This is a genomic window from Cytobacillus sp. SAFR-174 (assembly GCF_051964675.1).
Classification (GTDB): domain Bacteria; phylum Bacillota; class Bacilli; order Bacillales; family Cytobacillaceae; genus Cytobacillus.
The window spans coordinates 1-14689 of sequence record NZ_JBQCMZ010000025.1 but is presented as its reverse complement, the minus strand read 5'-3'; the positions used below and the strand labels follow the sequence as shown (position 1 = coordinate 14689).

The window sequence follows — 14689 nt, the reverse complement described above, 5'->3', positions numbered from 1 at the left end:
GCCAAATAAACTGTCTTTATTATCCTTGGCAACCCGACTGTCATTACCCCAAGAGGATTTTAGACTCGTAGCTTTGCGTCCTTACCTTTCGATAAGTTTGCCTTTTTCTATTTTATTAAATAGGACTAATTTCACGATTACATTTTACTATACCATTATAGTAAACTTGCCATTTTTTGTCGATACTTGTATTTTTTATTTACAAATCCAATTTTATACAATTTGATATTAAAGAAATAAAAATGTCTCCCATAGGTTTAGTCAACTTATGAGAAGCCTCAATTAACAATCTTTATGTTAGCAAAATAGCAGCATTCCACAGAACATCGTTAGCACAAACCCCGGCCGGTAAAAACCAACTCTATGTTCTTAATTTCTAAATTAACAAGTCCCTTTTCAAAAAAGCGAAAATAACTGAGATTAATAATTTATAGAACTGATGTATTTTGTTATTCTAGTAAATATGCATATTGGGCAGTTTAGGAGTGGATTTTAACCGTGAACAAAAAAGACATTGCACAGATTCGGAAACAATTTAAGTTAAATAATGACTTACTAAAGATCTCAGATATTTTTAACGTCTATATTATGAAGGAATCAAGCGAGATATATCATTATGAGAGCCAGCCTTTTGAAATGCTGGATCAGGATCAGCAGGAGCTCTTTATGGACAACTTCAAAAAGATGCTTGGCGGCCAATTGGATGAAAAGCTCTTTGAATTAAAGTTTCAGAGGGATGCGGAAAACAGCAGTCAGCTCATCCTTCATCAAGGGCTGCTGACCAATGATGCTGAGGGCTGGACGGAACAAATGCTTCAGATTGTCGGCAAAATGCTGGGAGTCCGGCAATATGAAAAAGATATTGTTGTTACGTTCATTCGCGGAGAGTATCTAAAGCCTATGAAGCGCCGCAATCCAGAGGCCGAGGAAAGTGAACGGGATGCCGTTTATTCTCATCCCTTTATTCTCTGCAGCATCAATAACACGCAGGAACCGAAGAAAGAACTGCTTTTTGATTATGTTGAAAGGGAATTTAAATATCATTTTACCGTTGATCCGATTATCAACCTCAAGTCTCCCATTTCAGGGTTCCTATTCCCTTGCTTCACTGATCACGCGGCTGATGTCAATCACGTCCTGTATTCTGCAGGCAAGGTCCATGAGCCCGACCACCAGTTCATTGAGGACGTGTTAAACGGGGAAGAAACAATGACGGCGCAGGATGATAAAATCGTTTTTGAAGAAATTATTAAAGACGTCACAGGAGATCAGCTTAGCCCATCAACACTTTCCAGCGTATATGAAGAGATAAACCGGATGATCGTGGAAAACGAAGAGGATGAACCGCCGAAGCTGGATTCCAAAGACGTAGAACATGTTTTAAAGGTAAGCGGCATCGAAGACATTGATTCAGAAAAGGTCCAATCCGCTTATCAAAAAATCATCGATGATGACAAATATGAAATAAAAGCAAGCAGCGTCCTGCCCAAATACAATTCAAAATCAATCAAAATCAGCACAAAAGCAGCCAACATATCCATCTGCCCGCAGGATCTTAGATATGTAAGACAAATTAATTTTGACGGCAAGCGTTACCTGATGATCGAGGTGGAAGAAGATACCGTGATTGAAGGCTTTACGATGATTCCGGAAGCTTTTGGCGGGGGTCAGGATAAAGAATAAGCAGCGGCGATACCTTTCGAAATAAGTATACTATTTAAAAAAGGAATTTCCAGATAGGAATTCCTTTTTTGGCGTTATAAGCAGTTTAGGGGTTGAGACAAGGCGCCTGTCTCTATGTCTCTTTATTATCAAATACGCTATTTCTCCCAAAGCTCGACCAGTCTACCTTCAGGATCTTCAATCCAAATAAACTTTCCAAACTCACTAACCTCTTTTTCCTTAACCAGAGGTACACCAATTTGTTCTAGATGTGTAATCATCTCGTCTAGATTATGGACCTGGAAATTCAACATTACTTCTTGTTCTGTTGGAAAATAACTGTCCTTTTCTGCAAAGAAAGAAAAGATCGTCTCATTTCCTAATTGGGGGGTAATCACAGTCCCATTCCAATTATCTATTTCAATCTTCAGCACTTCACTGTACCATTTTTTCACAACATCAAGATTCTTGGTTCTCCAAAATATCCCGCCAATACCTTTTATCATTGTAACCAGCTCCTGTCTTTCTTTTTATTTTTCAATTACATTAGATATTCGAGATGTAATATTAAGCTCCTTCTTCAACTATACTGTCCTATTAGACTAAAAAGAGGCTTCCCACAAGTTTGCACAACTCATGAGAAACCTCTAATTTTAGTTGAGAAATAATAAGCCCTCTAAAATATTAAGGGGTTTGGGCGATGATTACATCATGCCGCCCATCTTTTGTGCGCTTTTCGCTTATTCAAACTTTGTTAAAGTACCTGAATACTGTACTTTCCACCAATCCTTATTTGCTCCATATTCAGTAATAGATTTTCTATAAATGGTACCATAATAACCATCGGATGTAGTAATAAAATGACTTGAAGGAGTTGACCCACTCATTTGATATTCCTGTTTTGAGTAATATCTGTATTCCATGTGGGCTCTTTGCACATTTAGAATAGATATTGATGGTTCAAAATTTGTTGTAGGTTGTTTTGCAGTTGGAATTGATGCAGCTCCTGCAGCTCCTACGATACCGAATGATAAACTTAATACGGTAATACAGCTAATAACTTTCTTTTTCATTTTTGCACCTCCAAAAATTTTTTATAACAAACTAATGGCCAATTAGTATGTAAACATTTTTTATAGTTCATCTTTTCCTTCTACATAAATAACTGTTGAACCTAATAATTCGTTATCAACATATGACTCTATTTTCCATTTCCCTTTTCTAAGCAATTTCAATTTAGCATAGAATTTCACAGCTAACTCACTACCAGGAAATTGTGGATCATCGGAAGTCAATTTCTCTATATTACTAGAAGTCAATAACTCTTTTTCCTTAGTTCTTTCATTTGTTCCAAAAATCTCTACTTCTTTTCCAATCAATTCCTCAGCTTTTTCCTGGTTTTCTATCCAAACTAACCAAGTATATGTATCTTCCTTTTCTACTTCAAAAGGCTTCTTAAATAAAGCGAATTTTTCCATCTCGCCAATTATTTCATAAGTCTTTTTATCAGAAAAACTCTCAAAACTAGCCTGTTTAATTGGCACTTGTGCTATGTTTTCAGTGCTCTTTTCCACATTTTTAACGTCTTTAGTTTCCTCATTGGAACAACCGGCAATAAATAAGGCAGCTAAAAGAGTATACAATAATTTCTTCATATTAAATTCTCCTCATCTCTATTCAATTAAATACTTATTAAACGCCCTTCAGATTTTAGAAATATCCTTTTCTGCACTTATTTTTCATGGCTAGTTACTTTCTACTAAAATTAAACAACATATGGAAAAATAGTGTAATTGATAAGAATAAAGACCTATTGTAATTCTGACAGTCTTTAATTTATATTTCGCTCATTTACGATAAAAAATATAACTATAAGCATACTTTTTACAAATAACCCCACTTCACTATACATAGGTTAAGCAATAAATAATCCTATAATTATTTTTATCTTAGGGCATATCTAATAATTAGAGAAAATCTGGAGAAGGTCTAAGAATCTTCCCGTTTTCAGAAGTAAGGATTACTTTCTTTAAATAGTAAAATAGAACCGTAAAACCATTTAAACGCAGCTGGGGAGTTATGGGGAACTACAAAGTAATATATAAAGATAAAGTTTATTAAGTGATTTATGTATATAAATCTGGTTATTGAGAGATTAGAGACCTTGACACAAAGCAAATTGAACTTGTCAATGTAAAGGATATTCAAGTAATTTTCGATAAAAATGCCCCTCTCGAGTGAGAAGGGCATTTTCAGTTTATTTCTATTTTGTTTTAAACCAGATCGTTTGTTCATTTCTTATTTGCCAGATAATTAATGGGTCATTATCATTTTCGTCAAGAAGTAAAACTACCCATTCTTCTGTTTTTGTGTCTGCCCCCGGTCCAGGTTCGAAGTTCCTCACCCTAACCCCTGATGTAGCTTTAACTATCTCTGCTGTTTTATGTGAATCTGTTATTGTTTCCACAAGTTTAATTTCATATAGTGTTTTCCCATACCACCAGTCATCATAAGTAACATTCCAACTTTCACCTATGTTTGAAGAGTAGCTTTGAGAGCCATATGGATTATTAATACACTGAGCTGCTCTTAACTTTGTTTTGTTCGGTGTTTACTACTTAAGCTTAGTATCTCGATTAACATAGTATCCACCACCAACACTTAAAGCAGAACAAGAATAAGTTAGCAAACCGACTTATGAATCCAGATTATCACGATGCCAATTTCATTTTCTGCAAAGAGAAAGCAAACTGATTTATTCAAAAGAACACTATCGTTCGAATGTAAAGGATATTAAGAAGACTTCTATTGAGAAGCATGCCACTCCAAATCTCTTTCGCATACACATGTTACAGAAAAAAGAAAAAGAATGCTGCCGAAAGGATTAAAAGACCATTTCAGCAACATTCTTCATATCACAAAATCGCAGATAATGTGAACGAAATGTGATTTTTTACTGATTGAAGGCTACCTCTGTAGCCCTCAATCCTTGGTATATCAACGTTTATGGGCAATGATTACATCATGCCGCCCATTCCACCCATGCCGCCCATGTCAGGCATTGCAGGGCCAGCATTTTCTTCCGGCTTGTCAGCAACAACTGCTTCAGTTGTTAAGAACATAGCTGCAACTGATCCAGCGTTTTGAAGAGCTGAACGAGTTACTTTAGTTGGGTCAACGATACCAGCTTCGATCATGTTTACCCACTCGCCAGTAGCTGCGTTGAAGCCTGTTCCAACTGCTTCGCGCTTTAAGCGGTCAACAATAACTGAACCTTCAAGGCCAGCATTGTGAGCAATTGTGCGTACAGGCTCTTCCATCGCACGAAGTACGATGTTGATACCTGTTGCTTCATCGCCTTCAGCCTGGATAGAAGCCACTTTGTTGTATACGTTTAGAAGGGCAACACCACCACCGGAAACAATTCCTTCTTCTACAGCTGCACGTGTAGAGTTAAGGGCGTCTTCGATGCGTAGCTTGCGCTCTTTCAATTCAGTTTCAGTAGCAGCACCAACTTTAACCACTGCCACACCGCCAGCTAGCTTAGCAAGGCGCTCTTGTAATTTTTCGCGGTCAAATTCAGAAGTTGTTTCTTCCATTTGAGTGCGGATCTGGTTCACACGGCCGCCGATTTGCGCGCTGTCTCCAGCACCTTCAACGATCGTCGTGTTTTCTTTAGAAACAACCACTTTAGAAGCGCGTCCTAAAGAATCGATTGTAGCAGATTTAAGGTCACGGCCTAACTCTTCAGTGATTACTTCACCGCCAGTCAGGATCGCGATATCTTCAAGCATAGCTTTACGGCGGTCACCGAAGCCAGGAGCTTTAACCGCTACTGCATTGAATGTTCCGCGAAGCTTATTTACTACTAGTGTAGCAAGTGCTTCACCTTCAACATCTTCAGCTACAAGCAATAATGGCTTGCCTTGCTGTACAACCTGCTCAAGTACAGGAAGGATTTCCTGGATGCTTGTGATCTTCTTATCAGTGATTAAGATATAAGGGTTTTCAAGAACCGCTTCCATCTTATCAGAATCTGTCACCATGTATGGAGAAGCATATCCGCGGTCGAATTGCATACCTTCTACTACATCAAGCTCAGTTGTGAATCCTTTAGATTCTTCGATTGTGATAACACCGTCGTTGCCAACGCGCTCCATTGCTTCAGCGATCAGCTGGCCAACTTCATTGTCAGCAGCAGAAATCGCAGCAACCTGTGCGATGGATTCTTTGTTTTCGATAGGTTTTGAAATAGCTTTTAACTCTTCAACAGCGGTAGAAACCGCTTTTTCAATTCCTTTGCGGATGCCCATTGGGTTAGCGCCTGCAGTTACGTTCTTAAGGCCTTCACGGATCATTGCCTGAGCAAGAACAGTTGCAGTTGTTGTACCGTCACCGGCAACATCGTTTGTTTTGCTTGCTACTTCAGCAACAAGCTTCGCACCCATGTTTTCAAAAGCATCTTCAAGTTCGATTTCCTTTGCGATTGTCACACCATCATTAGTGATTAATGGAGAACCGAATTTCTTCTCAAGAACCACGTTGCGTCCTTTAGGTCCAAGAGTTACTTTTACCGCATTTGCAAGGGAATCTACACCGCGAAGCATCGCGCGGCGGGCTTCTTCACTAAATTTAATCTCTTTAGCCATTGATAAAAACCTCCTCAAAAATTTTAGCTTTATCTTTTAATAATCTTCGTCTGATCGGCGCTTAGCCAATTACAGCAAGAATGTCATTTTCACGTAAAATTAAATATTCTTTGCCTTCATACTTCACTTCAGTACCAGCATATTTTGAGAAGATGATACGGTCGCCGTCAGCAACTTCAAGTGCAACACGCTCACCATTTTCAAGAACGCGGCCAGTTCCCACAGCTACAACTTTGCCTTCTTGAGGCTTCTCTTTAGCAGTGTCCGGCAGTACGATGCCGCTTGCAGTTTTTTCTTCAGTTTCAACAAGCTCGATAATGATTCGATCACCTAGTGGCTTTAACAAGTGAAACAACCTCCTCAAATAATATGTAAATATTTTTATTTATTAGCACTCTCTCTATTTGAGTGCTAACACAATTATTATATTAATGAATCTCATTTCTATTTGCAAGGGTGAAGCTTAAATTTTTTATAAAAAAATTCATTCGCGCATGCACGCTATATTTCGACACAAGTCATCTTTACCATAGTATTTTCCTGCTTGGGTGTGCTGATATTTGAAACCCGCTCCTTATAAAGAGTACAATGACTTTAGGACTTGTTTTCCAACACTCAGATTAAGGAGTAAAACATTTTGAAAAAGGAATACTGGATTATATTAATCGCCTATATTGCCATGCAGCTTTCAAGCTTATTTGGCGTTCCGCTCGTTTTATTAGCTGCCGATGCCCTGGGACAGAATCCGGAGAATATGCAGATTCTGGCTGTTGCCTATTGGCTCGTGATCAGTTTCACGATAACGCTGATCATTACACTTCTATTACTAAGGAAAGAAATGAAACGGGGACTGGATAGGGATGCCTCTTCTATAGCAGGCTCAGTGGGCTGGGCTATTGGAGGCATATTTTTGGCCCTGATCGCTCAAGCTACTGCTGCAAGCATCGAAAACCTGATCGGCATTGAAATGGGATCTGAAAATACACAGCAGATTATCCGGATAATTGAAGCATCGCCAATCGTCATTTTAATCAGTTCCGTCATCGGGCCCATCCTTGAGGAGATCGTCTTTAGAAAAGTTATTTTCGGCTCTCTTCACAAGCGCTTCAACTTCTTCCTTTCGGCCCTGATCAGCTCGGTCATTTTTGCACTTGCCCATTTTGAGCCTGAACATGTACTGTTATACTCAGCAATGGGATTCACCTTTGCCTTCTTATATGTCAAGACAAAGCGGATCATCGTGCCGATTTTTGCCCATGTGGCGATGAACACCTTTGTTGCGGTTGTCCAGCTGAATCAGGATAATATGCAAAAGTGGTTAAAGGAAATGGAAAACATGCAGAGCTTTATCAGCTTTTTCTAGCATAGCGAAATGCTGTGGAGTTTTAAAATTACTGGGGGATTATCATGAGAAGTACACCTTTGTTTTCAGGCTTTATTTACATCCTTCTCGGATGCCTTTTCACCTTTATAGCCATCCAGAATACCCAGCGGGAAGAAAGCTGGGGATTCTTTACTTATTTTCTGATGCTAATTGCCACATTTGATTTTGGCACCGGTCTCCGCTTGATTGGTCAGCATTTTAAAACGAAAAAATGAGCCCGCAATAGGCTCATTTTTTTTTACACTTCTTCAGGATAATTTTTCAGAAAATAAACCAGTGACTGCAATTCCACTGCCAGATCGATATGGTGAATCCGAATCGAGGACGGTACAGTGAGCCTCGCAGGTGTAAAGTTAAGGATTCCTTTTATTTTCGCATTCACCATCCGATCGGTAATCGTCTGGGCAGGCGGTGCAGGCACTGTTAGAATCGCCACCTGAATATTATTTTTAACAATCACTTCTTCAAGGTCATCCATATGATGGACCGGCACATCACCGATTTTCGTGCCAACCTTACTCTCATCCACATCAAATGCCACTTCTATTTTTGTATTATTATTTTTAAGAAAATTATAGTTAAGAAAGGCCGTTCCTAAATTCCCTACCCCAACCAAAGCAACTTTCGTAAGCTCGTCCTGGTCAAGAGTCTTCCGAAAGAAGCCCAGCAGGTAGTTCACATTATAACCATATCCCTTTTTCCCCAACGCACCGAAGTACGAAAAGTCACGGCGAATCGTGGCAGAATCCACTTTAACCGCCTCACTCAATTCTGCTGATGAGACTCTTTGTTTGCCGGAGGAATGAAGGTTCTTTAGGAAGCGGTAATATAAAGGCAGCCGTTTAGCTGTTGCCTGCGGTATCTTAATTGGTTCATTGGCCATTCGTCCATCCCCATTTCTTATGATGAATTAATTTCGTTTAAAATCTCCGTTTTTGCCTCCAGTTTTCTCTATTAAAAAGGTTGGCCCAATTACCATTCCTTTATCTACAGCCTTGCACATATCATAAACGGTCAGCGCACAGACAGAAGCAGCTGTTAACGCTTCCATTTCCACACCCGTATTTCCTTTTGTTTTAACAGAAGCCGTAATGATGAGGACGTACTCTTCCTCTTCTGCTTTCCATGAAAATGAAATGTCCACACCCTTTAGCGGCAGCGGATGGCACATCGGAATAATGTCCCAAGTTTTCTTGCTCGCCATAATGCCTGCAGTTTGTGCAACAGCGAGTACATCCCCTTTTTTCATGGAGTTGGAAGTGATCTTCTCGTATATCTCCTGATTCACCGTAATACTTGACTGAGCGATGGCCGTCCTTGACGTCTCAGGCTTATCGCTGACATCCACCATTTTTGCCCTGCCCTCTTGATTAAAATGAGTAAAATCCGCCATTAAAAACACCTCTCTTCAAAATCATACACTATTTTTCCGTTACTTTGTATGTGCTTTGTAAGGTTCTTCACATATTTATTTACCTTTTTTTATGATTTAATGCCCTTCATGCGTGCTTATAGTCCTGTCTCCTTTATTGCCGAACATATATGAATGAGTTACACTTACTCTATACCCGAGGTGAAAGAACATGATACTATTACAAGTCAATCAGCTGGCAAAAAGTTTTGGCGCTGATCCCATTTTAACGAATATAAAGCTTGAAGTACAAACCAGGGACCGGATTGCCCTTGTAGGGCGCAATGGAGCAGGAAAATCCACCCTTTTAAAAATAATTGCCGGACACATGGCATATGATTCCGGTGAGATTATAAAGCCAAAGGAAGTAACCATTGGATATCTTGCACAAAATACCGGCCTGGAATCGGAATTATCCATTTGGGATGAAATGCTGACTGTTTTCAGTCATTTGCAGAAGCAGGAAAAACAGCTCCGCAGCCTTGAAGAGCAAATGGCAAATCCTGATATCCTTAATAATTCTGATGCCTACGAACGCGTATTGAAAGATTACGACAAACTTCAGGTTGATTTCAAAGAAAATGGCGGCTATCAATATGAAGCAGATATCCGCTCCATTCTCCATGGACTCAATTTCAGCTCATTAGGCTATGATACTAAAATTTCGTCATTGAGCGGCGGACAGCGAACAAGGCTGGCCCTTGGTAAACTTCTGCTCACAAAGCCTGATATTTTAATTCTGGATGAGCCTACCAACCACCTTGATATTGAAACATTATCTTGGCTCGAACAATACCTGCAGGGATACAGCGGTGCTATTCTAATCGTATCACATGACCGGTACTTCCTTGATAAGGTCGTTTCCCAGGTTTACGAGATTTCCCGCCACCAAATAAGAAAGTACCCCGGAAACTATAGTTCCTATTTGGATCAAAAAGCGGCTAATTTTGAAAAAGAAATGAAGCAATTCGAGAAACAGCAGGAAGAAATCGCTAAGCTGCAGGACTTCATTCAGCGAAACCTCGCCCGGGCCTCCACAACCAAAAGGGCACAAAGCCGCAGAAAGCAGCTGGCCAGAATGGATGTTATGGACAGGCCTCTAGGAGACGAGAAATCAGCTTCTTTTGGGTTTGACATCGAGCGGCAGTCGGGCAATGAGGTTTTAAATATACATTCTTTAGCTATAGGCTACGATGAAAAAGTGAGCGAAAATATTTCAATGCGGCTGGCAAGAGGCGACAGCATTGCACTTGTAGGACCAAATGGAATCGGCAAATCCACATTGCTTAAAACCATCATTAAAAAAATCCCTTCTTTTGCAGGGGAGATTCAGTACGGTTCCAATGTGACAATTGGCTACTATGACCAGGAACAGGCAGAGCTCACAAGCAACAAAAGAGTCCTGAACGAATTATGGGATGAATACCCGCTGAAACCGGAAAAAGAGATCAGGACCATACTTGGGAACTTTCTCTTCTCCGGTGATGATGTTCTTAAAACCGTTTCAACACTGAGCGGCGGTGAAAAGGCCCGGCTCGCACTTGCAAAGCTTATGATGCAGAAATCCAATTTCTTAATCCTGGACGAGCCTACAAACCACTTGGACCTGGACAGCAAGGAAATTCTTGAAAATGCATTGATCGATTATCCCGGTACCATTCTCTTCGTCTCTCATGACCGCTATTTTATCAACAGAATTACAACAAAAGTAGTTGAACTTTCTGGAAGCGGGGCAACAGAATATCTTGGCGATTATGATTATTATGTAGAAAAAAAGCAGGAGCAGGAGGAATTGCTTGCACTTAATGAGCAAGTTGACACCACCGCATCGCAGCCTGTTAAGCAGGATAAAAATAATTATCAGCTGGATAAAGAAGCTAAAAAGCTCGAACGTCAGCGGAAAAGAAGAATGGAAGAAATTGAAGAACAAATAGAAGCCTTAGAAACAGTAATAGATGCTAATGATCAGCTTCTCTGTGATCCGAATGTTTATCAGGACCATGAAAAGGTGATGGAAATTACGAATGAGACGGATGAAGCAAAAGCAAAGCTGGAAGAATTGATGGAAGAATGGACGCTTTTAGCTGAAGAGGATTAAAGAAATATTCATAACTTTTAGACTGGTAGAATAGTCACTGCCAGTCTTTTTTATTATCCACAGAGATAATCACAAGAAAAACACAGTTATACGTACTCTCCACAGACTTTTCCACATTATCCACAATTTAAATTGATTTTATCCACATTATCAACATAAAATTCTGAAACAAACGATATTATCCACAGAAAAAGTCCCCTGTACTGTCGGGGACTTTTTCCTAAATTATTTATTATTGTGGATAGTAATGTCCAAACCGGGATTTGCATTTAAATCCAGACCGGCGAATTGTCCTTTATCAAACAGGACACTCCCTGCTGCCGCTATCATCGCTGCATTATCTGTACATAAAGATAATGGCGGAATAATAAGCTTTATATCCGCTCTATTTCCAAACTTCTTTTCCAAAGAAGCCCGAAGACCTTTATTCGCCGCAACTCCGCCTGCGAGCAGCAGCTGCTTCACCTGATACTCTTCAACTGCTCTTTCTGTTTTCGTTACCAGGACGTCAATAACACTATCCTGGAAGCTCGCCGCCAGATCCTCCGGTACTATTTTCTCTCCACGCTGTTCAGCGTTGTGGACAGTGTTGATAACCGCTGATTTTAAGCCGCTGAAGCTGAAATCGTATGAACCTTCTTCCAGCCAGGCTCTTGGGAGCTGAATAGTCGGATTCCCTTCATGTGCGAGTCTGTCAATGTGAGGACCTCCCGGATATGGCAGATTTAAGGTCCGGGCAACTTTATCATATGCCTCGCCTGCAGCATCATCCCTTGTCTCGCCAATCACTTCGAAATGGCCATGCTCCTTCATATAGACCAGTTCTGTATGTCCGCCAGAGACTACCAGGGAAAGTAACGGGAATTCCATTTCTTCCACCAGTCTGTTTGCATAAATATGGCCAGCAATATGATGCACGCCTACCAGCGGGATGCCGTGAGCAAACGCTACTGCTTTTGCGGCATTAACCCCGATCAGAAGCGCACCTACAAGGCCAGGTCCTTCCGTTACAGCAATTGCTGAAAGATCAGAATATGTGATGCCTGCCTTATATAATGCTTCTTCCAGTACGATTGTTATCTGTTCAACATGATGACGGGAAGCTATTTCGGGAACTACTCCGCCAAAACGTTTATGGCTTTCAATTTGGGATGCAACGATATTGGCTGCAATTTCACGTCCATTCTTAATGATGGCTACAGCCGTTTCGTCACAGCTCGTTTCAATCCCCATAATCCATTGATCTTTTTTCATTATAAATTCACCCACATTACTAAAGCATCTTCTTGATTATCAGTGTAGTAGTTCTTCCTGATGGCTCCGTTTTGAAAACCAAGCTTTCGGTATAAGGACTGAGCCGTGAAGTTGGATACCCTTACTTCCAGAGTCATTGTAATGGCTCCCTTTTCACTCGCAAGCTCCATTAGCTGCCTCATCAAAGCTTCTCCAAGTTTTCTCCCGCGGTATTCAGGGAGCAGCGCAACATTTGTGATATGAGCCTCATCCACGACTATCCATGCTCCACAATATCCTATTACTTTATCTTCTTCTTCTAAAACAACATACAAAGCAAACTGATTATGTGTTAATTCGTTAAAAAAGGCCTCCCTGCTCCAGGGTGTTGCAAAGGATTTGTGTTCGATCTCCAAAACATCATCAATATCCTCTTCATTCATCAAACGGAAAGTTAAGGATTTATTCATACGTCCGCTTCCTCATCTATAACTTTTTTTCCTTGTTTGCTTTTATCCAATTAGCTTCAGCTTCCGCAATCCTAATGTAATTAGGTACAAAAGAATGGACATCCTCAGCCTCGCGGTCTCGTCCTAATAAAGCAAGTTCGGCCGGCCTTGGGTTATGTTCTGCAGATGAAGCAAACACTGCCCGCTCATTAAGGAATTCTGCGAATACATCTTTATGTAAGGGCAAATCATTCCCAATGAAAAGAACGTTTTCCTGCTGTTCTGAAAGCATGGCTGCCCAATCTTTTGAAAGCAGGAGCTGGTCTTTGACAACCGATACTAACTGTCCATCCCTATACTGATACAGGCCGGTATATATTTGCCCTCTCCGTGCATCAAATATGGGAGAAATGACTCCATTAAAGTATCTGCCAGCCGAGGCTGCATAAACTTCAAGACTTGATACCCCAATAAGCGGCTTATTTAAAGTCCATGCCAGCGTTTTTGCAATCGTGACCCCGATACGCACTCCTGTATACGAACCAGGTCCTTTCGCCACAACAATTTTATCTAATTCAGCTGGCTTAACACCGCAATCTTTCATTAAAATATCAATAGCCGGCATAACCCGGACAGAATGATTCTTTTTTACATTTGTAATATATTCGCCTATAACCTGATCGCCATCCAGAAGAGCTACTCCCAGAGGGTAATTGGATGTATCTATGGCCAAAACCTTCATGACATAATCTCCTTACACAATTCCTCATATCTTCTGCCCTGAGGTTCCAGGACAAGCCTTCTTGAGTCATGATCATCAAGATATAAATAAATCGTCAGTAACTCTTCGGGCAGCTGTTCTTTAACAAGATGAGCCCATTCTACAACTGTGACCCCATTGCCATCAAAATATTCATCAAACCCCAAATCCTCAAAGGAATCTTCAACTCTATATACATCCATATGATAAAGGGGCAATCTTCCGTGGTATTCTTTAATAATCGTAAAAGTAGGGCTATTTACATTACGTGTTATATTAAGCCCTTTGGCCAGACCCTTGGTGAAGGTCGTTTTCCCTGCACCCAAATCGCCTTCCAAAGCAAGGACATCCCCCGGCTGAAGCAGGCTGCCAAGCTTTTCTGAAAACCCCATCGTATCCTCTGGCTTCTTTGAGATAAACTCAAATTGACTCATATGTTTCAACACCTTTTATGATCTAATCTATAAACGAAAGGCTCTTTTCGTATAAATTGTTGTTTTTGGCCTATTAATGTTGTCCGGTGATTTCCGCTCCAGGCTGCTCAGCGAACCGCGGGGCGGGCGGTGAGCCTCCTCGACGCTTTGCGTCTGCGGGGTCTCACCTGTCCCGCTACTCCTGCAGGAGTCTCGCACCTTCCGCTCCAATCAACTCAGTAAATAAGATACAAAAAGCAACAAACTTTGCGAAAATAGCCAAACGAAAAGAAAAAGTACAAACGCCTTATCACCCACGCCGCCTCAGGACAGTTGGAGATAGGGTAGACAGTTCTCGAAATTCAAAGAACTGAATTCTAAGATTACAAAAAAACCTTAGGATAAATCCTAAGGAGAATAGTCTATATGTAGTTTACCTTATTTTGCAGCAATGGGCAAAGTAAGCTATTTTCATTATTAACATCATATATACTTAGGTTAAAAAGGCATAAAAAAAGACGAAACCAAGTTTCGTTTTATCTTTTAGAGCTATAAAATGGCGGTCCGGACGGGACTCGAACCCGCGACCTCCTGCGTGACAGGCAGGCATTCTAACCAACTGAACTACCG

16 protein-coding genes and 1 riboswitch are annotated in these 14689 nt (G+C 40.5%); of the genes, 4 read left to right on the top strand and 12 right to left on the bottom strand.

Annotated features, from left to right (window positions below; translation table 11 throughout):
* Positions 1-24: 24 nt before the first annotated feature.
* Positions 25-112: riboswitch (cyclic di-GMP riboswitch) on the bottom strand.
* Between the two features lie 386 nt (positions 113-498).
* Positions 499-1683 carry a DUF4317 domain-containing protein gene (locus tag ACTHRG_RS20265; RefSeq protein ID WP_076262188.1) on the top strand — a complete coding sequence of 395 codons (1185 nt, stop codon included), beginning with the start codon at positions 499-501 and terminating at the stop codon, positions 1681-1683.
* Positions 1684-1820: 137 nt separating this feature from the next.
* Here the strand turns inward: ACTHRG_RS20265 and ACTHRG_RS20260 are convergent, their stop codons facing one another.
* The 6 genes from ACTHRG_RS20260 to groES all read right to left on the bottom strand — a co-directional run bounded on the left by ACTHRG_RS20260 (position 1821) and on the right by groES (position 6657).
* Positions 1821-2168, bottom strand: a complete 348-nt coding sequence (locus tag ACTHRG_RS20260) for a VOC family protein (protein WP_076262190.1) — start codon at positions 2166-2168, stop codon at positions 1821-1823.
* A 234-nt stretch (positions 2169-2402) separates the two neighbouring features.
* Positions 2403-2735 (bottom strand): hypothetical protein, encoded by a 333-nt coding sequence (locus ACTHRG_RS20255; protein WP_076262193.1) that lies wholly within the window; start codon positions 2733-2735, stop codon positions 2403-2405.
* Positions 2736-2795: 60 nt separating this feature from the next.
* A complete protein-coding gene (locus ACTHRG_RS20250) occupies positions 2796-3317 on the bottom strand; it encodes a hypothetical protein (protein WP_076262196.1) in 522 nt (173 codons plus the stop codon).
* A gap of 608 nt (positions 3318-3925) precedes the next feature.
* Complete coding sequence (locus ACTHRG_RS20245) at positions 3926-4129, bottom strand: hypothetical protein (RefSeq protein WP_076262199.1); 204 nt, start codon at positions 4127-4129, stop codon at positions 3926-3928.
* Positions 4130-4679: 550 nt separating this feature from the next.
* A complete protein-coding gene (gene groL / locus ACTHRG_RS20240; protein ID WP_048010891.1) occupies positions 4680-6311 on the bottom strand; it encodes a chaperonin GroEL in 1632 nt (543 codons plus the stop codon).
* Positions 6312-6372: 61 nt separating this feature from the next.
* A complete protein-coding gene (groES, locus tag ACTHRG_RS20235; protein ID WP_009336289.1) occupies positions 6373-6657 on the bottom strand; it encodes a co-chaperone GroES in 285 nt (94 codons plus the stop codon).
* A gap of 291 nt (positions 6658-6948) precedes the next feature.
* Here groES and ACTHRG_RS20230 point away from each other — a divergent pair, with 291 nt between their 5' ends.
* Both ACTHRG_RS20230 and ACTHRG_RS20225 read left to right on the top strand, forming a co-directional pair.
* Positions 6949-7674: a CPBP family intramembrane glutamic endopeptidase gene (locus ACTHRG_RS20230; protein WP_076262201.1), complete on the top strand. Its 726-nt coding sequence runs from the start codon at positions 6949-6951 to the stop codon at positions 7672-7674.
* 44 nt (positions 7675-7718) lie between these two features.
* Positions 7719-7910, top strand: coding sequence for a YdiK family protein (locus ACTHRG_RS20225; protein ID WP_076262204.1), 192 nt, complete (start codon positions 7719-7721; stop codon positions 7908-7910).
* Positions 7911-7933: 23 nt separating this feature from the next.
* Here ACTHRG_RS20225 and ACTHRG_RS20220 read toward each other — a convergent pair whose 3' ends face one another.
* Together ACTHRG_RS20220 and moaC are read right to left on the bottom strand one after the other, a co-directional pair.
* Positions 7934-8578, bottom strand: coding sequence for a redox-sensing transcriptional repressor Rex (locus tag ACTHRG_RS20220; protein WP_061794079.1), 645 nt, complete (start codon positions 8576-8578; stop codon positions 7934-7936).
* Positions 8579-8605: 27 nt separating this feature from the next.
* Positions 8606-9088, bottom strand: a complete 483-nt coding sequence (gene moaC, locus ACTHRG_RS20215) for a cyclic pyranopterin monophosphate synthase MoaC (RefSeq protein ID WP_076262206.1) — start codon at positions 9086-9088, stop codon at positions 8606-8608.
* A gap of 190 nt (positions 9089-9278) precedes the next feature.
* On the opposite strand from moaC, the gene ACTHRG_RS20210 reads away from it, so the two are divergent.
* Positions 9279-11204 (top strand): ABC transporter ATP-binding protein, encoded by a 1926-nt coding sequence (locus tag ACTHRG_RS20210; protein WP_076262209.1) that lies wholly within the window; start codon positions 9279-9281, stop codon positions 11202-11204.
* Positions 11205-11429: 225 nt separating this feature from the next.
* Here ACTHRG_RS20210 and tsaD read toward each other — a convergent pair whose 3' ends face one another.
* The 4 genes from tsaD to tsaE are packed head-to-tail and all read right to left on the bottom strand — an operon-like array spanning position 11430 to position 14080.
* Positions 11430-12458: a tRNA (adenosine(37)-N6)-threonylcarbamoyltransferase complex transferase subunit TsaD gene (gene tsaD, locus ACTHRG_RS20205; RefSeq protein ID WP_076262212.1), complete on the bottom strand. Its 1029-nt coding sequence runs from the start codon at positions 12456-12458 to the stop codon at positions 11430-11432.
* Positions 12458-12907, bottom strand: a complete 450-nt coding sequence (rimI, locus tag ACTHRG_RS20200; RefSeq protein WP_076262215.1) for a ribosomal protein S18-alanine N-acetyltransferase — start codon at positions 12905-12907, stop codon at positions 12458-12460. Before rimI ends, tsaD begins: the two co-directional genes overlap by 1 nt.
* Positions 12908-12923: 16 nt before the next feature.
* On the bottom strand, positions 12924-13628 hold the full coding sequence (tsaB, locus tag ACTHRG_RS20195; RefSeq protein WP_076262218.1) for a tRNA (adenosine(37)-N6)-threonylcarbamoyltransferase complex dimerization subunit type 1 TsaB: 705 nt from the start codon (positions 13626-13628) through the stop codon (positions 12924-12926).
* Positions 13625-14080 (bottom strand): tRNA (adenosine(37)-N6)-threonylcarbamoyltransferase complex ATPase subunit type 1 TsaE, encoded by a 456-nt coding sequence (gene tsaE, locus ACTHRG_RS20190; RefSeq protein ID WP_076262221.1) that lies wholly within the window; start codon positions 14078-14080, stop codon positions 13625-13627. The genes tsaB and tsaE overlap by 4 nt, the downstream gene beginning before the upstream one ends.
* Positions 14081-14689: the final 609 nt, after the last annotated feature.